13 protein-coding genes are annotated in these 23,571 nt (G+C 50.8%); all 13 read left to right on the top strand.

The annotated features are described in order from the left end of the window. Positions 1-6: 6 nt before the first annotated feature. The 13 genes from M4J38_RS04465 to M4J38_RS04405 all read left to right on the top strand — a co-directional run bounded on the left by M4J38_RS04465 (position 7) and on the right by M4J38_RS04405 (position 23,564). Positions 7-1,533 carry a DUF5723 family protein gene (locus M4J38_RS04465; protein WP_251758329.1) on the top strand — a complete coding sequence of 509 codons (1,527 nt, stop codon included), beginning with the start codon at positions 7-9 and terminating at the stop codon, positions 1,531-1,533. 116 nt (positions 1,534-1,649) lie between these two features. Next, positions 1,650-4,766, top strand: a complete 3,117-nt coding sequence (locus tag M4J38_RS04460) for a hypothetical protein (RefSeq protein WP_251758328.1) — start codon at positions 1,650-1,652, stop codon at positions 4,764-4,766. Between the two features lie 396 nt (positions 4,767-5,162). Further along, positions 5,163-6,698, top strand: coding sequence for an alpha-N-arabinofuranosidase (locus tag M4J38_RS04455; protein ID WP_251758327.1), 1,536 nt, complete (start codon positions 5,163-5,165; stop codon positions 6,696-6,698). Positions 6,699-6,749: 51 nt separating this feature from the next. Continuing rightward, positions 6,750-8,723, top strand: coding sequence for an alpha-L-arabinofuranosidase C-terminal domain-containing protein (locus tag M4J38_RS04450; RefSeq protein ID WP_251758326.1), 1,974 nt, complete (start codon positions 6,750-6,752; stop codon positions 8,721-8,723). Between the two features lie 11 nt (positions 8,724-8,734). Further along, positions 8,735-9,724, top strand: coding sequence for an arabinan endo-1,5-alpha-L-arabinosidase (locus M4J38_RS04445; protein ID WP_251758325.1), 990 nt, complete (start codon positions 8,735-8,737; stop codon positions 9,722-9,724). Positions 9,725-9,754: 30 nt separating this feature from the next. Continuing rightward, the gene (locus tag M4J38_RS04440; RefSeq protein WP_251758324.1) at positions 9,755-10,912 is read left to right on the top strand and encodes an aldose epimerase family protein; all 1,158 of its coding nucleotides are present in this window, start codon (positions 9,755-9,757) and stop codon (positions 10,910-10,912) included. Between the two features lie 21 nt (positions 10,913-10,933). Continuing rightward, entirely contained in the window at positions 10,934-12,859 is a 1,926-nt protein-coding gene (locus M4J38_RS04435; RefSeq protein ID WP_251758323.1) for a glycoside hydrolase family 97 protein, read from the top strand. 928 nt (positions 12,860-13,787) lie between these two features. After that, positions 13,788-15,488, top strand: a complete 1,701-nt coding sequence (locus tag M4J38_RS04430; protein WP_251758322.1) for a ribulokinase — start codon at positions 13,788-13,790, stop codon at positions 15,486-15,488. After that, a complete protein-coding gene (locus M4J38_RS04425) occupies positions 15,485-16,180 on the top strand; it encodes an L-ribulose-5-phosphate 4-epimerase (protein WP_251758321.1) in 696 nt (231 codons plus the stop codon). Before M4J38_RS04430 ends, M4J38_RS04425 begins: the two co-directional genes overlap by 4 nt. A 15-nt stretch (positions 16,181-16,195) precedes the next feature. Next, on the top strand, positions 16,196-17,692 hold the full coding sequence (gene araA, locus M4J38_RS04420; RefSeq protein ID WP_251758320.1) for an L-arabinose isomerase: 1,497 nt from the start codon (positions 16,196-16,198) through the stop codon (positions 17,690-17,692). 80 nt (positions 17,693-17,772) lie between these two features. After that, the gene (locus M4J38_RS04415) at positions 17,773-19,458 is read left to right on the top strand and encodes a sodium/solute symporter (protein WP_251758319.1); all 1,686 of its coding nucleotides are present in this window, start codon (positions 17,773-17,775) and stop codon (positions 19,456-19,458) included. 71 nt (positions 19,459-19,529) lie between these two features. Beyond that, on the top strand, positions 19,530-20,216 hold the full coding sequence (locus tag M4J38_RS04410) for an NUDIX domain-containing protein (protein ID WP_251758318.1): 687 nt from the start codon (positions 19,530-19,532) through the stop codon (positions 20,214-20,216). Between the two features lie 153 nt (positions 20,217-20,369). After that, positions 20,370-23,564: a SusC/RagA family TonB-linked outer membrane protein gene (locus M4J38_RS04405; RefSeq protein WP_251758317.1), complete on the top strand. Its 3,195-nt coding sequence runs from the start codon at positions 20,370-20,372 to the stop codon at positions 23,562-23,564. The last annotated feature ends 7 nt before the right edge of the window (positions 23,565-23,571 follow it).

Genomic DNA, 23,571 nt, shown 5'->3' with positions numbered 1-23,571 from the left:
GTACGTATGAAAACATGGATGGCCGCTCTGGCCGTTGCTGCCGCTTTACCTGCTGCTGCACAGGATTTTCCCGGATACCGGGCCGGTAATTACACCGGTGTGAACGGTGTTTTTTTCAACCCCGCCAATATCGCGGACAGCCGTTACCGTTTCGATGTAAATCTTTTTTCCCTGAACACGTATGTGGGGAACGATAAGGCTTCTTTCAAACTGAAAGATGTGTTCAAAAATTCTTTTGAGTTCGATACGCTCAAGAACCAGATGTTCGGGCCCAACGCGGGCGCTTCCAGCGGTATGGCGAACTTTACGGTGCATGGCCCCTCTGTGATGGTTTCCATCGGTGAAAAAACGGGTATCGCTTTCACCACCAGGGTGCGTGCGGTAACCAATATCCGGGATATGGATGGAAAGCTGGTAGATAAACTTACCTCCGATTTTGAGAACGATCCCTCTCTGCCCTACACGATCCAGTCACAGGAGAACATGCAGCTGGCCGTACACGGCTGGACGGAATTTGGCGTAAGCTTCGCACGAACGCTGCTTCAGAAGGAAGAACATTTCCTGAAAGGTGGTTTCACGGCCAAATACCTGGCCGGTGCCGCGAATATGTACCTGAATATCGGCAATTTTAATGGTACGCTCGTGGAGAACAATATCGCGGACGATGTGGAGCTGATGAACACTACGGGAAGGATAGGCATGGGCTTTGGCGGTGTGAACATCTCCGATTTTGATCCGGAGGACCTGCTGGAAATGAAAAGTACCGGCTTCGGCGGTGATATCGGATTTGTGTATGAATGGCGGCCGGATGCGGAAAAACATACTTACGGCGATAAACAACTGTCGCGCAGAGACAGAAACAAATACAAACTGAAAGTTGGCGTGGCCCTGTTGGATATTGGGAAAATCAATTACGAGCGGGATGTACAACGCAGCGGAGATTACGACATCAATATCACCGGGCCTGAAAGGCTTTCCCTCTCTGAACTGGGCGACCAGGAACTTGATGAGTTCAAACAATATTTCAATTCGCGCCCTCAGTTCTTTACTCCTGCTGCTACGAACAATGATGCTGAATATGATGTTGCATTGCCCACATCGCTGCAACTGGATGTGGATTATAGTCTTAGCGACAAGTTTTATGTACACGGTGGCGCACAGCTTTCCCTGGCGAAAACAAACAACAAGCCCTACAATACCGCTTATTACAGCGGGTTCACGCTCACCCCGCGTTATGAGGGCCGCGCTTTTGGCGCCTACCTGCCCCTGAACTATAATGCGCTCACGGAATTTAACGCGGGCCTTTCATTGCGGTTTGGTCCGCTGTTTGTTGGTTCCGGAAGCGTGTTGTCTGCACTGATGGGGGAGTCGAAGCAGGCCGATTTCCATGTTGGCCTCCGTTTCGGTGGCCTGCATAAGAACAAAGCGAAAAAATACAACAAAGCGAAAAGCAAAGAAGAGAAAAAGAAAGAAGAGAAGAAGTCAATAGAAGAAAAGAAAGAGGAAGGCGCGGCGAGTTCCATAGAAGGATAAAAGTATTTTAACGGCATACAGGGTTGGAAAAACACCGATAGCGCTCCGGTTTTTTCAACCCTTTTTTTATTTCAGCAGCCAAAACCTGTAATTTCATTTTTCTAAACACGACACCAATGCGAAGACTGCTTTTTTGTTGCCTGCTGGGAATGATGCCCGGAATATTACTGCAGGCCCAGCGAAAGAAACAACCTGTACCCGATGCTGCAAAAGATACGGCCCATGTGGCACCCTTTCTTTCCGATGTGAAATACCGGCTGGTAGGACCCTGGCGTGGTGGAAGAAGCGCGGCTGTGGCTGGAAGTTATAAGAACAGGCAACTGTTTTATATGGGCGCCACCGGCGGAGGTGTATGGAAAACAACGGATGGCGGCGCGTCCTGGAAGAATATTTCCGATGGTTATTTCGGTGGCACCATCGGGTCTGTAGCGGTTGCACCTTCCAACGAATCGATTCTGTATGTGGGAGAAGGAGAAAATACAGTGCGCGGCAACGTGAGTGAAGGATTGCAAGGCATGTGGAAGAGTGTGGATGGCGGTAAAACCTGGAAAAACATCGGCCTGAAAGAAGGTAGGCACATTACCAAAATCATCATTCACCCAACGGATCCCGATAAGGTTTGGGTAGCCGTGTTGGGACACCTCTTCGGTCCACATGAGGAAAGAGGCATATTCAAAACAACAGATGGTGGAAAGAGCTGGAAAAAAGTATTATATGCCAACAACCAAAGCGGAGCATCCGATCTTGCTATGGATCCATCCGACCCCAATGTACTGTTCGCTTCCACCTGGCGCGTGATCAGAACGCCATACAGCCTTGAAAGCGGTGGGGAAGGCAGCGCACTCTGGAAAAGTACTGATGGCGGAGAAACATGGAAATTCCTGAATAAAAACAAAGGCTTGCCCGATGGTACCTGGGGAATCTCAGGTGTGGCCATCGCGCCTTCCAATACACAAAAAATTTACGCGCTCATCGAAAACGCGAATGGCGGACTCTTCAGCAGCGCGGATGGCGGTGAAACCTGGCAACTGCAAAGCAGCGACAACAACATCCGCCAAAGGGCCTGGTACTATACCAAACTGTTCATCGATCCTGCCAGAGAGGAAGATGTGTATGTTTTGAACGTGGGCTTTCTCAAATCCACCAATGGCGGAAAAGCCTGGCAGAACATCGGTACCCCGCACAGCGATCACCACGATCTCTGGATAGACCCGCAGGATGGCAACCGGATGATCATTGCCGACGATGGCGGCGCACAGGTGAGTATGGATGGCGGCAAATCATGGAGCACCATGATGAACCAGCCCACCGCGCAGATATACCGTGTATCAACGGACAATTCGTTTCCATACCGTATTCTCGGCGCCCAGCAGGACAACAGTACGCTGCGCCTGAAACACCGTACCTACGGCGGACAAATTGGTGAAAGCGACTGGGAATCCACCGCCGGGTTTGAATCCGGATACGTGGTGGCCGATCCGCTGAACCCCGATATTGTATACGGCGGAAACTATGGCGGATACCTTTCCAGGCTGGACCACAAAACAGGCGAGAACAGGAATATTTCCGTATGGCCCGATGTGCCCATCGGCTCCGGCGCGGATGTGCTCAAATACCGGTTTCAGTGGAACTTCCCACTCTTCTTCTCTCCACATGATCCCAAACGCCTCTACGCTGCCGGGAACCATCTGTTTGTAACGGAAAACGGGGGGCAAAGCTGGGAGATCATCAGTCCGGACCTTACCACCAATGATAAATCCAAGCAGGTATCCAGCGGTGGACCCATTACCAAAGACAATACCTCCGTAGAATATTACTGCACTATTTTCACCGCGGCGGAATCTGCCGTTGAAAAAGATGTGCTCTGGACGGGAAGTGATGATGGCCTCGTGCATGTTACCAGGAACGGAGGGAAAAACTGGGAGAACGTTACCCCGAAAGATTGTCCGAAATGGATGATGTGGAATACCATTGAAACCGATCCTTTCAAGAAAGGTAGCGCATACATTGTAGGAACACGTTACAAACTGGACGACTTCGCGCCCTATATCTACAGCACCGAAGATTATGGAAAAACCTGGCGGAAAATAACTACAGGTATTCCATCCATGCACTTCACCCGCGTGGTTAGGGCGGATAAAAAACGTGCGGGACTATTGTATGCCGGTACCGAGTATGGCATGTACATTTCGTACAACAACGGGGCGGCATGGCAACCCTTCCAACTGAACCTTCCCATGGTGCCCATCACTGACCTGACGATCAAGAACAACGACCTCATCGTGGCTACACAGGGCCGTTCTTTCTGGATGATCGATGACCTTTCAGTGGTGCAGCAGGCCGATAAAGTAACAAAAGGCGGCAAGCCTTATTTCTTTGCGCCGGATACCGCCTGGCGGATGGCCGGCTATCAGCAGAAAGACCCGGTGAATGCAGGCATGAATCCGCCCAATGGCGCGGTGCTACGCTATTACCTGTCGGCTGATACAGGGAAGGCGCTGGTGAAAATCATCGATAAATCCGGGAACGTGATCAGGTCGGTGGAAACGAATGGCAAGAAAGAACAACTGCCCTGGAAGAAAGGCATGAACACCTGGGTATGGAACATGCAGGATGAACCCCTTGAACGGGTGGAAGGCATGATCCTTTGGAACGGCGTACCCGGTTCTGTGAAAGTGCCGCCAGGTAACTATACCGCACGGTTCGTGTATGGAAAGGATTCCACGGACCTGCCTTTCGTAATTGCGGGCGATAAGAATTTCACAACTTCAAATGCAGATTACGAAGCACAATACGCTTTTCTGAAGGAAGTGAAAACCACTTTCAAAGATGTGCAGGATGCTATTGTGAACGTGCGTTCCATCCGCAACCAGCTCAACAGCCTGAAAGAACGGACCGATTCCACGCAATGGAAAGCGCTGCAACCTTTGTCGGACAGTATCCACAAGCAGATCACCGCAATCGAGGAAACGCTTCACCAGACCAAAGCGAAAAGTGGTCAGGATGTGCTGAACTACCCGATTAGGCTGAACGATAAAATATCAGGCGTATTCGATGCGGCAGCAAGCGGCAACATGGCCCCGTCTAAACAGGCAAAGGATGTGTTCGCTGAACTGAAGGCAGCCGCCGACGCTGAATTGAAGAAGCTTAAACGTATTTTGGAGCAGGATGTGCCATCGCTGAACAAGTTGGCAAGAAACAGCGAAGTTCCTTTCATTTATATCAAAAACTAAACAGGCCTGTCTGCACAACTGGTTTTTTCTGCTCTTGATGGGGCGGAGAAAACCAGTGTTTTTATGTGAGGATTTGACATAAACCCCAAACAGGAAGTTTATGGGGCAGGGCTTGCGCCACAAACTTTTTTTCTGAATTGTAGCATTTACACTTATCTTTAGTCTGCGGTTAAAGTTATAAGTGTAAAAAGTACAAATAACTGTATGATTGGTTGCGTTGCTATGCTGCGCATACTTTTTATTAAGGGCTTTTATTCTTAATGTAAACTGATTTATGCGATTGTTTTGCCTGCTTCCCCGGCGCCTTGCGCCATGGGTTCAACCATATACCGTGGTAAACTCTCCTCCTTATAGGAATTCTCCTCTTTATTCTTTCAACACAAACAACAACTGATAATGAAACGTTTTCTACCATTCGCCGTAGCGGCGGTTTGCGCGCTGCCGGCTTTCTCGCAGAATGCGGGTGTGCTCCAGGCCGATTCCGTGAAACAACAGATCAGCAAGCATATTTACGGGCATTTCGCCGAGCACCTGGGAAGATGTGTTTATGACGGTTTTTATGTGGGTGAAAAAAATACCACGATCCCGCACGTGAACGGCGTGAGAAAAGATGTGATTGACGCGCTCAAAAAATTGAAAGTGCCCAACCTGCGCTGGCCCGGCGGTTGCTTCGCGGATACCTACCACTGGAAAGATGGTATTGGTCCGAAAGAAAGTCGTCCTTCAATCGTGAATACCTGGTGGGGCGGTGTTACAGAAGACAATAGCTTCGGAACGCACGACTTCCTGAACATGTGCCAGTTGCTGGGCGCCGAGCCTTACCTGGCCGGGAACATAGGCAGTGGAACGGTACAGGAGCTGATAGACTGGGTGCAGTACGTGAACTTTAATGGAAAGAGCCCCATGTCGGACCTCAGGAAGCAAAACGGCCAGGATAAACCCTGGAACGTAAAGTTCTGGGGCGTTGGCAATGAAGCCTGGGGATGCGGTGGCAATATGCGCCCCGAATATTATGCCGACCTCTATCGTAAATACGCCACGTTCATGACCGGCTGGGGCGATGCCCAGGTGTTCCGCATCGCGTCCGGTGCGAACGGTGATGATTACAATTGGACGGAAACACTGATGAAGCAGATCCCGCTCAACATGGTGAATGGCGTGGCATTGCACCATTACTCCGTGATTAACTGGGGCAAAAAAGGTTCCGCCACCAATTTCGATGACAGCATGTATTTCAAAACCATGCAGCAGGCTATTTTCATGGATTCACTGGTTGCCCGCCACTCCCGCATCATGGACAAATATGATCCGCGCAAACGCGTAGCGCTGGTGGTGGACGAATGGGGCGGATGGTACGATGTGGAACCAGGCACCAACCCAGGTTTCCTTTACCAGCAGAATACCATGCGCGACGCCATGATCGCTGGTGTTACCCTGAATATCTTCAACAACCACAGCGACAGGGTGCGTATGGCCAACCTTGCGCAGACCATCAACGTATTGCAGGCGGTGATCCTTACAGAGAAAGAAAAAATGTTGCTCACGCCCACCTACCACGTGATGGAGATGTACAACGTGCACCAGGACGCGAAGCTGCTGCCACTTAAAATCCAATCTGCCGCTTACGAATGGAAAGGACAGAAACTGCCTGCCGTATCGGGTTCCGCCTCCAAAGATTCCACCGGCATTACACACATGTCTCTTGTAAATATCCACCCCACGCAGGCACAGGACATCACCATTGATGTGCAGGGTGGAAATTATAAGAATATAACAGGACGAGTACTGGCAAGCAAATCTTTACAGGATTACAATTCCTTCGATAACCCCAATAAAATCAAGCCCGCCGTATTCCGCGACGCGGTATTGCGCAACGGGAAACTACAGGTGAAGTTGCCGCCCTTCTCCGTGGTGGTGCTGGAAATGAAGTAAAGAAGAACATTGATTAATATCCTGAAACATCTGTCAGGGATAACAAACTGTATGAAGCAAAAAATAAAATTGCTGGGATTACTGGCCGGACTTTGTTCCGGTCAGTATGTTTCAGCGCAGCTGAAAGTGAATGTAAAGAACCACGTGGCGGAAGTGAGTCCGGTAATGTGGGGTGTTTTCTTTGAAGACATCAACATGGGTGCCGATGGTGGTATTTACGCGGAACTGGTGAAGAACCGTTCCTTCGAGTTCTACAAACCATTAATGGGGTGGACCATTCAGCAAAAACATTTCCGTGAAGGAACAGTGATTGTTCAGAACCGGCAGGAAAAAGAATCGGCCAACCCCAGGTATATCCAGGTGCTGCTGAACAATACTTCAAAAGGTGAACTTGGCTTAACGAACGAAGGATTCCGCGGAATGGGCGTGAAGAAAGATGTGCGCTACGATTTTTCACTGCAATACCGAACAGAAAACAGCGGTATAAAACTGCACGTGGAACTCGTGGATGAAGCGGGGAAAACACTTGGCGGTGAAACGATTGAACTCACGCCCACCAACGGGAAATGGACCAAAAAGAAGGGGGGTGGATTTGTTGCCGGTGGAACGGCGATGAAAGGTAAACTGAACATCTGGCTGGAAGGGAATGGTAAGGTGGATATGGATATGCTTTCTCTTTTTCCATCGGATACCTGGAAAGGCCGTCCCGGGGGCATGCGCGCGGATATGATCCAGATGCTGGCCGATATGAAACCCGGGTTCATCCGTTTTCCCGGCGGTTGTATCGTGGAAGGGCACGACCTTTCCGTAAGATACCAATGGAAAAAAACAATAGGCCCCGTTGAGGAAAGACAACTGATCGTGAACAGGTGGAACACGGAATTTGCACACCGTCCAACACCGGATTACTACCAGACCTTCGGTCTCGGTTTCTTCGAATACTTCCAGATCGCCGAAGATATTGGCGCGGAACCCCTGCCCATCCTGAACTGCGGCATGGCCTGCCAGTTCAATACTGCTGAAGTGGTACCGATGGATGAGCTTGGTCCCTATGTACAGGACGCGCTCGACCTGATTGAGTTCGCCAATGGCGATACAAACACGCCATGGGGAAAGAAACGTGCTGAAATGGGACATCCCGCACCGTTTAACCTCAAGATGATCGGCATCGGAAACGAAAACTGGGGACCGCAGTACCTGGAACGTCTCGCTGTTTTTCAAAAGGCCATCAAAGCAAAATACCCTGAGATCAAAATTGTTGGCAGCTCTGGTACCGATCCCGACGGGGATCGCTTCAACCTTCTCGATACCGCTATGCGTCGCATGAAAGTGGACATCATCGATGAACACTATTACAGGAGACCCGAATGGTTCCTGCAGAATGCTTCCCGCTACGACAAATACGACCGGAACGGTCCCAAAATATTCGCAGGTGAATACGCGGCCCAGAGTGATAAAACCGTAAGTGTAAAGAACGAAAACAACTGGCAGACCGCGCTCGCTGAAGCGGCTTTCCTTACCGGGCTCGAACGGAACGCAGGCGTGATCCACATGGCATCCTACGCGCCGTTGTTCGCGCATATCGATGGCTGGCAATGGCGCCCGGATATGATCTGGGTCGATAACCTGCGCATTCACGGCACCCCCAATTACTACGTGCAGAAGCTGTATTCCACGAACAAAGGAACACATACGCTTTCGATTGCCGGGAATAATGGTGTGCCCGCTGGACAGGATAGCCTATATGCCTCCGCTGTATTGGATCGGCCCAATAAAGAAGTGATCGTGAAACTGGTAAATGCCTCGGGTAGCGCGAAGGAGGAACTCGTTCAGTTGGATGGCGCGACGCCTGCTGGAAAAACAGGAACGGTCGTGGTAATGAAAAATGAGCTTTCTACTGTAAATACACTCGATAACCCGGAAGCGGTTGTGCCTTCCGCGGGAACGTTGCCGGTAAAAGGAAATAAAATTTCCATAACATTGCCTCCTTATTCGCTGACTGTCGTTAAAATTCCGGTTAAATAACAGATACGGGTATGCGGAAAATAATGGTATTGCTGGTGTTGCTATTTGGAGCGGGGCGTGTTTCGGCGCAGCCTGATCCGGCAATTTCAGTGCATGATCCCGTAATGATACAGGAGAATGGTACTTATTATATTTTTTGTACCGGAAGGGGGATATCGGTGTTCTCTTCAAAAGACATGAAAACATGGAGCCGGGAAAAGCCTGTGTTCAACACGCCACCGCAGTGGGCCGTGGAAGCGGTGCCGGGGTACAGTGGACATACCTGGGCACCCGATATCAGCTTTCATAACGGATGGTATTACCTGTATTATTCCGTATCGGCCTTCGGGAAAAACACCAGTTGTATCGGAATGGCCGTAAACAAAACACTGGACCCATCCTCCCCTGATTTCAAATGGATCGATAAAGGAAAAGTAATTCAATCCGTTCCCGGACGGGATCTCTGGAACGCAATCGATCCCAACCTGCAACTGGATGACAAAGGTGCGCCCTGGCTGGTATTCGGTTCTTTCTGGGATGGCATGAAACTCGTAAAACTGGATTCAACCTTTTCGAAGCCCGCTGTTCCTGAAAAATGGGTAACCGTGGCCAGGCGGAGCAGGAATGGATTTATAAACGATACACTCGCAGGAAACGCCGCCATTGAAGCGCCTTTTCTGTTCCGGAAGGGGAAATATTACTATCTTTTCGTTTCCTTTGACTACTGTTGCCGGGGAGAAAAAAGCACCTATAAGATGATGGTGGGCAGGAGTGAAAATATTGAAGGTCCTTATTTTGACAAAGAAAAAAAGCGGATGGACGAAGGAGGCGGAAGCCTGGTGCTGGAAGGAAACAAACGCTGGAATGGCGTGGGGCACAACGCGGTGTGCAGCTTCGATGGAAAGGAGTATCTCGTGTTCCACGCGTATGATGGAAAAGACAACGGGCGTTCCAAACTGAAGATCATGCCGCTCACCTGGGATGAAAACGGATGGCCCGTTACTGAACAACTGGATCAATAACATTAATATACAAACGAAAAGATCAACAACATGCGTAAATTGTTTGCCGGCGCAGCCCTGCTTGCTTTAGGTACATCATTGTTCACGGCTTCCTGCGGGAATGCTCCCGAAACACCGGGTGCAGATTCAGCCCTCGTTAACACCGCGGCTAAAAGTTCCGTAACCGTAGCCGATTGGGGCGAAGCCGATGGTAAAAAAGTTTCCCTCTACACCTTGACTAACGGTGTGGGCACCCAGGTGAAGATCACCAACTATGGCGGCGTGGTAACGGCCTGGAACGTAGCCGATAAAAATGGCAATTCCGGCAATATCGTATTGGGCTTCGACAGCCTTTCCGGTTATCTGGCCAAACCACCTTATTTCGGTGCCATCATCGGCAGGTATGGCAACAGGATCGCGAAAGGTCAGTTCCAACTGGATGGTCAAACCTACAAACTGGCCACCAACGATGGTCCTAATCACCTGCATGGCGGCAATAAAGGTTACGACAAAGTGGTATGGGATGTGGCGCCTTATGCGGATTCCGTTTCCGCACTCACGCTCTCTTATATAAGTCAGGACGGGGAAGAAGGCTATCCCGGTAACCTCAAAATATCCGTTACCTACACGCTTACTAACGACAACGAACTGAAAATCGACTATTCCGCTGAAACCGATAAGGCCACGCCTGTTAACCTGACCAACCACAGTTATTTTAACCTGACGGGCAACGTGGAAAACACCATCCTTGACCATCAGCTCTGGGTTGATGCCGATAAATATACTCCGGTAGATAAAACACTGATCCCAACCGGTGAACTGGCTCCTGTATCCGGTACCCCTTTCGATTTCAAAAAAGCGGAAAAGATCGGCGCCCGCATCGCGAATGTGCCTGGGGGGTACGACCATAACTTTGTGCTGAATAAAAAAGAGGGGTTGGCCCTGGTAGCCTGGCTGAGCGATTCCACTTCCGGCCGCAAACTTGAAGTGTACACCACCGAACCCGGACTGCAATTCTATTCCGGCAACTTCCTGGACGGCAAAATCAAAACTTCAGATGGAAAGGCCATCAATAAGCATACGGCCCTTTGCCTGGAAACGCAACATTATCCTGATTCTCCCAACCAGCCTGCTTTCCCCTCCACTATCCTGAAGCCGGGAGAGAAATACAGCACTTCGACTATCTATAAAATTGTAGTGGCGAAATAATCTGAACAAGACCATTAATATATGAATAAGCCCATCTTCTTTTTCCTGTTCCTGTTTGCATCCCTCCGCGTGCTGGCTGCACCTCCGGTTGTATTGAGCAGTCCCGACCGCAAAATAGCCGCGCGTATTTTTTTGAATGAGGCCGGCAGCGCTTTGTATGAGATTTCTTACCTCGGAAAGCAGGTGCTGTATCCTTCGGCGCTTGGACTGAAAAGAGAAGATGGCGATTTTATGGATGGGCTCACGATGGAGCCTGTTGGCAATGAGTTGACCATTACGGACAAGTACAACTTGTTGCACGGCAAAAAAAAGAACGTTACCTATACTGCGAAGGAAAGAACCATCCGCCTGCGTAATAAAGCGGGCAAAACACTGGATGTGGTGTTCCGTACTTCCAACGATGGCGTGGCCTTCAAATACATGCTCCTGGGCAACGATCCCGTGATCCGCAAAATTGAAAAGGAGTATACCGCCTTCGCTTTCGATACAGCCACACGCGCCTGGATACAACCGGTGGCGGTGGCCAAATCAGGATGGGAAGCCACCAACCCGTCTTACGAAGAGTATTACGAACAAAACATACAGGCAGGGAAGGAGTCGCCCACCCAATCCGGGTGGGTGTATCCTGCCCTTTTCAGGACCGGAAACGCCTGGGTCTTAATTACCGAAGCGGGCATGGATGGCAACTACTGCGCCACCCGTTTGGTGAGTGATGGGAAATCCCCCGTTTACCAGATCGGCTTCCCCGACCCGAGAGAAGTGATCTTCGGGAAAGCCCTCGTGCCCACTTCAACCCTGCCCCAGGTTTCACCCTGGCGCATCATCACCATCGGTTCGCTCAAAACCATCACCGAATCTACGCTGGGTACCGACCTTGCCGCTCCGCAGAAAGAAAACATTCCAACTGATTGGATAAAGCCCGGAAAAGCCTCCTGGAGCTGGATCATCAGCAAAGATGATTCCATCGTATACAACGAACAGGTGCGCTACATCGATCTCGCCCACCAGATGAAATGGCCCTATTGCCTGATAGACGTGAACTGGGACCGGAACATCGGATACGATAAAATGAAGGAACTGTCGCGCTACGCCGCTTCAAAAAACGTAGGCCTTATTTTATGGTACAACTCCGCCGGAGATTGGAACACCGTGAAATATACGCCGAAGAACAAGTTGCTCACCAAAGAAGCCCGCGACGCCGAATTCGCCCAGCTTCATGAAATGGGCATCAAAGGGGTAAAAATAGATTTCTTCGGCGGCGATGGACAAAGTGTGATCCAGTATTACATCGATATCCTGGAATCCGCGGCAAAACACCAACTGCTCGTGAACTTCCACGGCGCCACGCTGCCCCGCGGCTGGTACCGCACCTACCCCCACCTCATGACCGCCGAAGCGGTCCTGGGCTTCGAAATGGTGACCTTCACACAAAACGGAGCCGATAAACAGGCCAACCATTGCGCCATGCTGCCCTTCACCCGCAATGTGTTTGATCCAATGGACTTCACGCCCGTGAACCTCACTTCTTATCCTGGTTCCTCCAAACGGAGGACGAGTGCAGGCTTCGAGCTGGCGCTCTCCGTGCTTTTCGAATCCGGCATCCAGCATTACGCGGAATCTCCCGGAGGCATGAACAGCGTTCCCGCGTATGTCCGTGCTTTCCTCACCAACCTTCCCTTCACCTGGGAAGACATCCGTTTCATCGACGGGTTTCCGGGTGAATACATAGTACTCGCCCGCAAAGCCGGTACCCGCTGGTATTTCGCGGCCATCAACGGCACTGCTTCTCCCAAAAAAATCACCATCGATCCGAAGCAGTTCGGGGCGAAAGGGGCTTATGTGATTGCCGATGGGGCCGAGGCGGGTGGTTTCAGGGAAAGCAATGTGGCGGGGGCTATAACGGTTGAGCTGGCGCCCGCTGGGGGTGTTACGGGGTATTTCAGGTAAGGGTGAATGTTTTTTTCACGCAACTGCTTTGTGCTTCGCACTGCGCAGCGCAAGGGGGCAGGGACGCAAGGAGCGGCTGATGTGCCGCGGGTTGAGGGATGATGCACTACTTCGTTCCTCGTAGGAGCTGTTTATTATTTCTACTCTTTCGGGAAGATTGCTTTTATACAGGTGTTATTTATGGCAAAGGTTGAATGATTTTCTCGCAACGACGCTACGGCGCAACGCGGGTAAGCGTGCGCAAGGACGCTGGAAATTTTCCCGCAACTGCTTTGTGCTTCGCACTGCGCGGCGCAAGGGCGCGGAGACGCAAGGGACGGTTGAGGTGCCGCGGGTTGAGGGATAATGCACTACTTCGTTCCTCGTAGGAGCTGTTTATTATTTCTACTCTTTCGGGAAGATTACTTTTATACAGGTGTTATTTATGGCAAAGGTTGAATGATTTTCTCGCAACGACGCTACGGCGCAACGCGGGTAAGCGTGCGCAAGGACGCTGGAAATTTTCACGCAACTGCTTTGTGCTTCGCACTGCGCGGCGCAATGCTTCGTTACTCGCAGACTAAAGGAGTTGTTGTGGTATGGGGGGCTAAAAAAATAATCCTGTCACAAAAAAACCAAGGCTTTGCGTCGTGGCGTCGTTGCGAGACAATCCTTTCTTTAGCACAATAGCCGATACACTCCTCGCCCGAGAGGCACGAAGCAGCAAGAGCCAAAAAATCTTCCCCTTTCAGCAAGCTGCCCAACAAACAACGCCTTGCGTCCGCGAGGAACGAAGCGGTGCTCCCTTGCGTTGCGCAGTGCGAAGCACAAAGCAATCGCGTGGAACCTCCCCTATCAAAATCCGCTAACTTTTCGTTCAAATCATATAATTGTAACTTTTACACTTCAAAAGAAATACATTACCTTTAGCGGAAATTTATTGTTTGCCATGGCTTCTTCAAATTATGTGATCGGAGTGGATTATGGTACCGACTCCGTTAGAAGTGTGATCGTGGATGCCGCCTCCGGCAAAGAGATGGCAGCTTCCGTGTTCTATTACCCCCGTTGGAAGAAAGGTCTTTATTGTGATCCCCGCAGCAACAGGTTCAGGCAGCACCCGCTGGATTATGTGGAAGGACTGGAAACCAGTATCCGCCAGTGTGTTGAAACCGTGGGCAAAGAGGTGGCCGCGAATATCCGTGCCATTTCCATTGATACCACCGGTTCCACGCCCATTGCCGTGAATGCCGATGGTGTGCCCCTGGCGCTGACCCCCGGTTTTGAAGAGAATCCCAACGCGATGTTCGTGTTGTGGAAGGACCATACTTCCGTAGATGAGGCGGCCGAGATCAATGCGCACGCCGAAAAATTCGATACCAATTACATCCAGTTTATAGGAGGAATTTATTCTTCAGAATGGTTCTGGGCCAAATGGCTGCACATCCTCCGGGGAGATAAAGCCGTTCGTGAAGCCTGCCAGTCGTGGGTGGAACATTGCGATTGGATTCCCTTCCTGCTTACCGGAGGTAAGGGGGTTGAAAATATCCGTCGAGGGGTATGTTCCGCAGGACATAAAGCATTGTGGGCCGAAGCCTGGGGCGGACTTCCGCCAGAGGAATTCTTCGCTACACTTGATCCACTGCTGGCCGGAAGAAGGGACCAGTTGTTCACCGAGGTGTACGATTCCGCGCAGGAAGCGGGCACCATCAGCGCTGAATGGGCCGCTAAACTGGGCGTTCCTGCTGATGTAAAAGTCGGTATCGGCGCCTTCGATTGCCATATGGGCGCAGTGGGCGGACAAATAGAACCTTATTACCTCAGTAAAGTGATGGGTACCTCCACCTGCGATATGCTGGTGGCGCCCGTTGATGAAGTGGGCGATACACTTGTAAAAGGCATCTGCGGTCAGGTGAATGGCTCCATTATCCCCGGAATGATCGGGATGGAAGCCGGGCAATCCGCTTTCGGGGACGCTTACGCCTGGTTCAGGAACGTACTCGCCTGGCCCGTAAAGGAACTGGTAGGAAAATCTTCCCTGATAGATGCCGATACCGCTGATAAATTAGTGAATGAAGCCGTAGATAAGATCATTCCCATGCTGGCGCAGAAAGCCGCTGAAATTAGTCCGGATGAATCGACCGAACTGGCCGTGGATTGGTTGAATGGAAGAAGAACACCCGATGCGAGCCAGTTGCTGGAAGGCGCTTTCGCCGGACTCAACCTGGGAACCGATGCACCGAGAATGTTCCGCGCATTGGTGGAAGCCACCTGCTTCGGCGCTAAAGCCATCGTAGATCGTTTCATACAGGAAGGTATTCCTGTAAAAGGATTGATCGGAATGGGCGGCGTGGCCCGCAAATCGCCTTTCATCATGCAGATGATGGCCGATGTGATGAACATGCCCATCAAGATTCACCGTTCCGAACAAACCTGTGCCATCGGCGCGGCCATGTTCGCCGCCACTGTGGCTGGTCTGTACCCCAAAGTGGAAGACGCCATGAACGCGATGGGGCAGGGCTTCGACGCGGAATACCATCCCGATCCCGCACGCGTGGCCATCTACAAAGAAAAATACAATCTTTACCTCCGCTTCGGCAAACAGGTGGAAACACTTTTTCCAGCTGAACAACCTGCCCTTCAACCCGTATGAGCTACCAACATATAAAAGAAGAAGCATACGCCGCGAATATGCAACTGCCCGAACTCGGGCTCGTGATATTCACCTTCGGTAACGTGAGCGCCGCCGACAGAAGCAAAGGCGTTTTCGCCATTAAACCCAGCGGTGTACCTTACAAGGACCTTTCACCCGACAAAATGGTGATCGTGGATTTCGACGGCAACACCGTAGAAGGTACATTGCGCCCGTCATCTGATACCCTTACCCATGCTGTATTGTACAAACACTGGGAAGGAATTAACGGTATCGTGCATACGCATTCCACCTACGCCACTGCATGGGCACAGAGCCAGCGCGATGTTCCCATCTTCGGAACAACGCACGCCGACCACAACACCCAGGATATTCCCTGCGCGCCTCCAATGAGCGATGAAATGATCGCAGGCAATTATGAATACGAGACCGGGTTCCAGATCCTGAACTGCTTTAAAGAACGCGGGCTCGACCACAAAGAAATGGAAATGGTGCTTGTAGGCAACCACGCGCCTTTCACCTGGGGCAAGAATGCCGACAAAGCCGTGTACAACAGTGCGGTATTGGAAACTGTGGCCCAGATGGCGCTGCTCACCGAGCAGATCAATCCCAATGCGCCGCGCTTGAAAGACGCGCTCATCAAAAAACATTTTGAACGCAAACACGGACCTCATTCCTACTACGGACAATAAACTCAAAACACCATTATGATCGATTTTAAAAAGCTTGAACTCTGGTTCATTACCGGTAGCCAGCACCTGTATGGCGAAGAGGCCCTGAAACAAGTGGCCGCGCACTCCGAGATAATCGTAAAAGAACTTAACGGCGCGGGAAGAATTCCCGTTCAGATCGTATACAAGCCCCTGGTGACCACACCAGAGGAAATCTACAAAGTTTGTGTGGAAGCCTCTTCCTCTACTTCCTGCGTAGGCATCATCACCTGGATGCACACTTTCTCTCCCGCCAAAATGTGGATTGGCGGACTGAAAGCGCTCAGCAAACCCATGCTGCACCTGCACACCCAGTTCAACCGCGATATTCCCTGGGGAGACATTGACATGGATTTCATGAACCTGAACCAGAGCGCCCACGGCGACCGTGAATTCGGGTTTATGGTGAGTCGTCTGCGCCAGAACAGGAAGGTATTGGTAGGACACTGGCAGGAAGAAGAAGTGCAGGACCAGATCGCCTCCTGGAGCCGCGTGGCCGTAGGTTGGCACGACTGGCAAAACGCCCGTTTCCTCCGCATTGGCGATAACATGCGTTATGTGGCCGTAACAGAAGGCGATAAAGTAGAGGCTGAAATGAAGTTTGGCTATGCCGTAAACACCCATGGGGTGGGCGATGTGGTGAAAGTGATCAACGAAACCACCGACGCGGAAATCGATAGCCTGGTACAGGAATATGCCGATACCTATTCCCTGATGACTTCCCTGCTGAAAGGCGGAGAAAAACACGAATCACTGCGTGATGCCGCGCGCATCGAGATCGGCCTGCGTCGTTTCCTCGAAGCCGGCAACTACAAAGGATATACCGATACTTTCGAGGACCTGTATGGCATGAAGCAACTCCCCGGCATCGCCACCCAACGCCTTATGGCCGATGGCTATGGTTTTGGCGGAGAAGGCGACTGGAAAACCGCTGCGCTCGTGCGGGCCATGAAAGTAATGGGCCACGGCCTGGAAGGTGGTAACTCCTTCATGGAAGACTATACCTACCATTTTGAGCCGGGCAACAACCTGGTGCTGGGATCACACATGCTGGAAATCTGCCCAAGCATTGCTTCCGGCAAACCAAGTTGTGAGGTCCACCCCCTGGGCATCGGCGGCAAGGAAGATCCCGTGCGCCTGGTGTTCAACGTAGCGGGTGGTAACGCGCTCAACGCGTCTATCGTGGATATGGGCAACCGTTTCAGGATGATCGTGAACACGGTGGAAGCGGTTTCTCCTGTGCATGATCTCCCCAAATTACCCGTGGCACGCGTGCTTTGGAAACCAATGCCGGATATGAAAACGGGCTGTACGGCCTGGATACTGGCCGGCGGCGCGCACCACACCGGCTACAGCCAGAACCTGAGTGCCGAACAGATGCAGGACTTCGCCGAAATGGCCGGCATCGAATTCGTGCTGATCGGTAAGAACACCAATCTCTACGACTTTAAAAACGAGCTGCGTTGGAACGATGCAAGTTTCCGGCACGGTTGATATGAGTAATCGTTAAATTGGCGCTGCCTTTTGGCGGCGCTGATTTTTTTATCTTAAACCAAACAAACAATTGCTTCCAGATGAAAAATGGACTCATTTTCTCGGATTACCTGGTTTTCGTGATCTACTTCGTGATCGTAGCCTCTTATGGGATATGGATCTACCGGAAGAAAAAGCATGAACAAGCCAGCACCAAAGACTACTTCCTGGCGGAAGGTTCCCTTACCTGGTGGGCCATCGGCGCTTCGCTGATCGCTTCCAACATCTCCGCCGAACAGTTCATCGGTATGAGTGGTGAAGGCTTCTTTGTAGGCATCGCCGTAGCCGCGTACGAATGGGTGGCCGCCATAGCCCTCATCATCATCGCGGTATGGTTCATCCCCATCTACCTCAAGAACAAGATATTCACGATGCCGCAGTTCCTGACGCGGCGCTACAACGAAACGGTGGCCATGATCATGGCTGTCTTCTGGCTGTTCCTGTATGTATTCGTGAACCTCACCTCAATTTTGTACCTCGGCACCCTGGCCATTAACGGACTGGCGGGTGGGGAATACCTGCATACCATTATGCTGGGTCTCGCCATCTTCTCCATCTTCATCACCCTGGGCGGTATGAAGGTGATCGGTTATACCGATGTGATCCAGGTGGCCGTACTCATCATCGGCGGATTGGCAACAACTTATATGGCGCTTACTCTGGTGAGTGAGAAGTTCGGTCTGGGCAAAGACGCCATCGCGGGCTTCGGCGCACTGATGAAAGACGCGCCCGATCACTTCAAAATGATCCTGGAGAAACCAGGTCCCGACGCGCCACAGGAATACATCAACAAATACCTGGTACTGCCCGGCATCGCCATGTACCTTGCCGGCCAGTGGATCGTGAACCTGAACTACTGGGGCTGTAACCAGTACATCACCCAGCGTGCGCTGGGCGCGGACCTCAAAACCGCGCGTACCGGTATCCTGTTCGCGGGTATGCTGAAACTGATGATGCCCATCATCGTGATGCTCCCCGGTATCGCCGCGTATGTACTGCATAAGAACGGACATCTTCCTGAGCTCACAGGCGGTAAGGACGGGGCTTATTCCGCGATCCTGGGCTACCTGCCCAACGGGCTGAAAGGCCTTTCCATCGCTGCGCTCACCGCGGCCATCGTGGCTTCGCTGGCGGGAAAGCTGAACAGTATCTCTACCATCTTCACACTTGATATTTACCAGAAATACATGGGCAAACAGTCCAGCGAGAAAAAACTCGTTTGGGTAGGACGCGTTACGGTGGCCATCTCCATGCTGGTGGCTGTATTATTTACCTGGGACGACCTTTTGGGCATCGGCGGAGAAGGCGGGTTCACCTTTATCCAGAAATACACCGGCTTTATTAGTCCGGGCGTATTCGCCATGTTCATCCTCGGCATGTTCTGGAAACGGACCACAGGCGCAGCCGCCATCGCGGGTGTGATCGCCGGGTTCCTGCTTTCCGTATTATTCAACAACTACGCGCCGGGCATCTTCGGCAACGAAACGCTGTTGTACACCGCGTTCCCCAACGGAAAAGGCGGATACGAAATTCCTTTCCTCATCTGTATGGGCTGGTCCTTCTTCTTTACCATGGTATTGATGATTGGTATGAGCCTCGCAGGTCCGAAAGTGAACCCGAAAGCATTCATCCTGGACAAAGGCATGTTCAAAGTGGAAACCTCCACCATCGTGCTTATTATTATGACCTTCCTGATTCTGGCTGCCCTTTACGCTAAATTCTGGTAAGGATAGGATAAGTATTGAATTTGATATATTAAAACAGGTTGTTATTTTCGGGCAGAAATAACAAAGAAATAATGATTGCTGAGTACCAACAATACGACCGCCTGCTTGTAGCGATAGATTGTATCATATTTGGTTTCGATGGAAACCGGCTCAAAGCCCTGCTCATCAAGCGGGGTTTTGAGCCGGAACTCGGCAAATGGTCGTTAATGGGAGGTTTCGTAAACAAGGCCGAAGGGGTGGACGATGCCGCCCGACGGATCCTCTACGAACTCACCGGTCTCGACCGTATTTACATGGAACAACTGCACTGCTTCGGCGATACCGACCGCGATCCCGGCAGCCGTGTACTCTCCATCGCCTACTATGCGCTCATCCGCCTGGAAGACTACTCCGAAGAACTGATGAGCACCCACAACGCCAAGTGGTTCGACCTCAAAAAGATTCCCCCCGTTATCTTCGACCACAAAAAAATGATCCGCATGGCCAAAGAACGCCTGCGCCAGAAGGTATTGAACCACCCTATCGGATTTGAATTACTCCCCCATAAGTTCACACTTCCTCAACTGCAATCCTTATACGAAGCGATCTACGAATCCCCGTTGGATAAAAGGAATTTCTCGAAAAAGATACTCTCCCTTCAGATACTGAACAAGTTGAATGAGAAAGAAAAGGAATCATCCCGCAAAGGAGCGTTCTACTATGTTTTCGATGAGCAGAAGTATATGGAGTTGGATAAGTCGGGGCTGAAGTTGATTTAGTTTTTTACTTCATTGCACTAACGCAGATACACAAACGTTTGCGTAGCGCTTTCATATTCACTTTATTCTCAATTCATGATTTGGTAAAGGCCATTTAACAATCTGTTAAAAGGACACAGCTACGTTTGCGGCACAACACTAAACAACCATTTCATGAAGAATTTCCTGCGTGGCTGCACCCTTGCGGCCGTGGCAAGTTTTGCCTGTACCGGTTCGTATGCCGGGGATCTTTCAGGTGAAAAACCTTTGTTCTCTTATTTCCAGCAACAAACTATTTCCGGGATCGTAAAAGACAGTACAGGTGCGCCTTTGCAAGGTGTTTCCGTAGCCGTAAAAGGGAGTCCGCTCACCACAGTAACCGGCGCAGGTGGCGCTTTCAGGATCGCCGCCGACGATAATGCCACCCTCGTTTTTTCAATGATCGGTTTCGCGCCGCGGGAAGAACAGGTGAATGGCAGGAACAACCTTACTATTACACTGCAACCAGATGCCGCAAAACTGAATGAAGTGGTGGTAACGGCCATCGGTATCAAACAACAGAAAAGAAAACTGGGTTACGCCACGCAGGAAGTAAACACAGATGTGTTAGCGGAATCTAAAACATTGAATATAGGTTCAGCGCTATCCGGCCAGGTGGCGGGTTTAACCGTAACCAACCCAACAGGATTGTTCCAGACCCCGGGCTTTTCGCTCCGTGGAAAAAGTCCGCTGATTGTTATTGACGGCGTTCCCGTTGAAACAGATTTTTATGATGTGTCAGGCGAAGACATCGCGAACATCAACGTGCTGAAAGGCACTACCGCCGCTGCGCTCTACGGCTCACGCGGAAAGAACGGCGCCATCCTCATCACCACGAAAAAAGCTTCAAAAAGCGGCTGGAACTTTAATGTGGGAACCAACAACATGGTTACCGCTGGGTTTACCGTTTTTCCTGAAACGCAAACCGAATATGGCAACGGTTCCAACGGTAAATACGAGTTCTGGGATGGCTCCGATGGCGGTATTTCCGATGGCGATATGATCTGGGGACCAAAATTCGGCACCGGTATCAAAGTAGCCCAGTGGAACAGTCCCATCCGCAACAAACAAACCGGTGAAGAGATTCCCTGGTGGGGCGATGTGCGCGGAACGGTGTACAACGATAAATCTAAATACGAGCGTGTGCCCATCGACTGGGTGCGGCACGATAACCTGAACGATTTCCTCCGCACCGGGTTGGTGACCGAAAATACTTTTTCAGCCGCTTACAAAGGGGAAAAAGGACAATTCTATTTTTCAGGCAAACAGGCCTACCAGCGCGGTCAGGTGCCGAATACTTCCCTGAATACCGGTGGACTTACTTTCAACGCCAGTTATGAACTCGCGAAGAATGTGACCATTGATGCCGGTCTTTCCTACAATAAAGTGTTCTCGCCTAACTATCCCCGTTATGGATACGGTCCTAAGAACCACATGTACACCATCCTCATCTGGATGGGAGATGATGTAAACGGGAAAGAACTGAAGGAACACATGTATGTTCCGGGAATGGAAGGTTACCGCCAGGCCAACTACAACTATGCCTGGTACAACAACCCTTACTTCGCATCTTACGAACTGGAGCAGAAGCAGAACAGGAACACCCTGAACGGCCAACTGAAACTCGCCTGGGAAGTAATGCCCGACCTTACTTTGCAGGTGCGTGGCAATGCGCGTGAACGTTCTTCTTTTGAAGACATGAAGAGTCCGAAGTCTTACATGAACTACGGCGATTCCAGGAATGGCGATTACAAAATGTGGAACCGCTCCCAGCTTAACCTGGACGGGGATTTCCTGGCCGCTTACAACAAAGAAATCAGCGACAATATCCAGTTTGGCATCAATGCGGGCGCATCTACTTTCTACCGGAATTACCAGGAAGAATATGCTTCCTCCGACGGGTTGATCGTGCCGTTTGTGTATAGTCTGAACAATACACAAGGTCCTGTTCAGGCCACGAACTACCTCGAAGAAAAAGCCATCAATAGTATTTACGCTTCGGCGAACCTCGATCTTTACCGTGCGGTGTACCTGAACTTTTCGGCGAGGAACGACTGGTCATCCACTCTTCCTTCCAAAAACAATTCTTATTTCTATCCCTCGGTTTCCCTCAGTACCATCGTATCAGAATACCTGAACCTTCCTTCTGCGGTGGATTACCTGAAACTCAGCGGGTCCTGGGCCGAAGTATCCAGCGACCTTTCTCCTTACAGCATTGCCTCTACTTATTACAAGGGCGTTACTTACGGAAGTACACCTTCAGTGTATTATCCTGCCTCTCTCATCAATCCCGATATCAAACCGGAGAAATCCACTTCGTATGAATTCGGTCTGGCTACTTCTTTCCTGAAGAACAGGTTCTCGGTGGAAGCAACCTATTACAATATTGTAGATGAGAACCAGATCATTGACCTTTCCGTTTCAGAAGCTTCCGGCTTCAATTCCCGGAAAGTAAATGGCAACCAATACACGACCAATGGTTTTGAAGTGGTGGCCGGTATTAAACCGATTCTTCAGAAGAATTTCTCCTGGAACATGGGCCTGAACTGGAGCCGTTCTGTCCGTAAACTCACAGAGATTTACAATAACCAGGCGAAGTACGGCAACTTTGTAGTGGGCGACCGCGCCGATGCTTACTACAGCACGGTTTGGCAGAAGAGTGCCACCGGAGAAGTGATCCTGGACGGCAATACAGGTCTGCCCATCAAAGACCCATTTGTGAAAAACGTGGGCAACCTGGATCCGAACTGGAGACTGGGTATGCAGAACAGCTTTAAGATTGGAAACTTCACCGTGAACCTGGACATCGACGGCGCATGGGGTGGCCTGCTCCGCTCCGTGACCATCGAAAAAATGTGGTGGGGCGGAAAACACCCGTCCTCCGTGGAATACCGCGATGCTGAATATGCTGCCGGTCAACCGGTATATGTTCCCCAGGGCGTAATCGTTACAGGTGGTACGCTGCAAAGAGATGTGAACGGAAACGTGATCTCCGATACCCGTACCTACAAACCCAATACCCGTGCGGTGAACTGGCAAACCTGGTCGCAGGTGTATCCCTACCAGGCAAGGGTAACCGAACAGGAAAGCGAGAAATTCGCGAACATCTTCGATCGCTCTTACTTCAAACTGAGAAGACTTTCCATTGGATACGACCTCACCAAACTCGTGAAACTGGGCAGTCTGAAAGGTGTGGATCTTTCGCTCTACGGTTATAACCTGCTTATGTGGAAGAAAGTGCCGTACCTGGATCCGGATTACGGTAACGACGACAACCTCCAGGACCCTTCCGCCCGCTATGTAGGCTTCTCCATCAATGTTAAACTCTAACTGAATT

Origin of the sequence: Parasegetibacter sp. NRK P23, from assembly GCF_023721715.1 — a bacterium.
Classification (GTDB): domain Bacteria; phylum Bacteroidota; class Bacteroidia; order Chitinophagales; family Chitinophagaceae; genus Parasegetibacter.
The sequence above is the reverse complement of the archived record's forward strand: the minus strand, read 5'-3'. Positions and strand labels throughout refer to the sequence as shown.

What these genes read in the sequence shown, in the direction of transcription:
- M4J38_RS04435 (WP_251758323.1), top strand. Translation starts at nt 10,934, where the DNA reads ATGAATAAGCCCATCTTCTTTTTCCTGTTCCTGTTTGCATCCCTCCGC.
- M4J38_RS04460 (WP_251758328.1), top strand. Translation starts at nt 1,650, where the DNA reads ATGCGAAGACTGCTTTTTTGTTGCCTGCTGGGAATGATGCCCGGAATA.
- M4J38_RS04465 (WP_251758329.1), top strand. Translation starts at nt 7, where the DNA reads ATGAAAACATGGATGGCCGCTCTGGCCGTTGCTGCCGCTTTACCTGCT.
- M4J38_RS04415 (WP_251758319.1), top strand. Translation starts at nt 17,773, where the DNA reads ATGAAAAATGGACTCATTTTCTCGGATTACCTGGTTTTCGTGATCTAC.
- M4J38_RS04405 (WP_251758317.1), top strand. Translation starts at nt 20,370, where the DNA reads ATGAAGAATTTCCTGCGTGGCTGCACCCTTGCGGCCGTGGCAAGTTTT.
- araA (WP_251758320.1), top strand. Translation starts at nt 16,196, where the DNA reads ATGATCGATTTTAAAAAGCTTGAACTCTGGTTCATTACCGGTAGCCAG.
- M4J38_RS04430 (WP_251758322.1), top strand. Translation starts at nt 13,788, where the DNA reads ATGGCTTCTTCAAATTATGTGATCGGAGTGGATTATGGTACCGACTCC.
- M4J38_RS04440 (WP_251758324.1), top strand. Translation starts at nt 9,755, where the DNA reads ATGCGTAAATTGTTTGCCGGCGCAGCCCTGCTTGCTTTAGGTACATCA.
- M4J38_RS04425 (WP_251758321.1), top strand. Translation starts at nt 15,485, where the DNA reads ATGAGCTACCAACATATAAAAGAAGAAGCATACGCCGCGAATATGCAA.
- M4J38_RS04410 (WP_251758318.1), top strand. Translation starts at nt 19,530, where the DNA reads ATGATTGCTGAGTACCAACAATACGACCGCCTGCTTGTAGCGATAGAT.
- M4J38_RS04455 (WP_251758327.1), top strand. Translation starts at nt 5,163, where the DNA reads ATGAAACGTTTTCTACCATTCGCCGTAGCGGCGGTTTGCGCGCTGCCG.
- M4J38_RS04450 (WP_251758326.1), top strand. Translation starts at nt 6,750, where the DNA reads ATGAAGCAAAAAATAAAATTGCTGGGATTACTGGCCGGACTTTGTTCC.
- M4J38_RS04445 (WP_251758325.1), top strand. Translation starts at nt 8,735, where the DNA reads ATGCGGAAAATAATGGTATTGCTGGTGTTGCTATTTGGAGCGGGGCGT.